Origin of the sequence: Pelomicrobium sp. G1 (genome assembly GCF_051905455.1) — a bacterium.
Taxonomy (GTDB): Bacteria; Pseudomonadota; Gammaproteobacteria; order Burkholderiales; family UBA6910; genus Pelomicrobium.
The window spans coordinates 1-532 of sequence record NZ_JBQACR010000086.1; the positions used below are offsets into that span (position 1 = coordinate 1).

At 56.6% G+C, this 532-nt stretch carries 1 protein-coding gene; it reads left to right on the forward strand.

The window, feature by feature from the left end; genetic code table 11:
* The coding region (locus ACTFO6_RS17575) for an ATP-binding cassette domain-containing protein (protein WP_439935717.1) at positions 1-370 on the forward strand (370 nt) is incomplete at its 5' end.
* Between the last annotated feature and the right edge of the window lie 162 nt (positions 371-532).

The following is a 532-nucleotide window of genomic DNA, read 5'->3' on the forward strand; positions in this document are numbered from 1 at the left end:
GGGGATGAAGCAGCGGGTGGCCATCGCTCGCGGGATGGCCATGGAGCCGGACATTCTGCTCATGGACGAGCCATTCGCAGCGCTAGACGCGCTTACCAGGAGGAAGATGCAAGACGAGCTCCTGCAGCTCTGGGAGGACACGCATTTCACCGTCCTCTTCGTCACCCATTCCATTTTGGAGGCGATCAAGATTGGCAACCGCATCCTTCTTTTTTCCGCTCATCCTGGACAGGTAAAGGCGGAACTGAACAGCACCGGTGAAGACACGGTGGACGAAGCAACCGGTCTGCGGCTTTCCGACCGTATTCATCGCCTTCTCTTCTCCGAGCAGGTTGAACAACTGAATCCGGCCGTCCAGCCCAGCCATTGAACGAGGAAGGAGAGTTGGTTGTGAACAAGATAGAAGCATATCGACAAGAGTTCATTCGCGACGTGGAGACTCCGAAAGAGCTCGGCGTAGTGGAGCGTCCCATTGCTCTGGGGGAGAGAATCTGGGGAATTGGAGGGGTGTGGAAGACCCCTATCCTTCTGG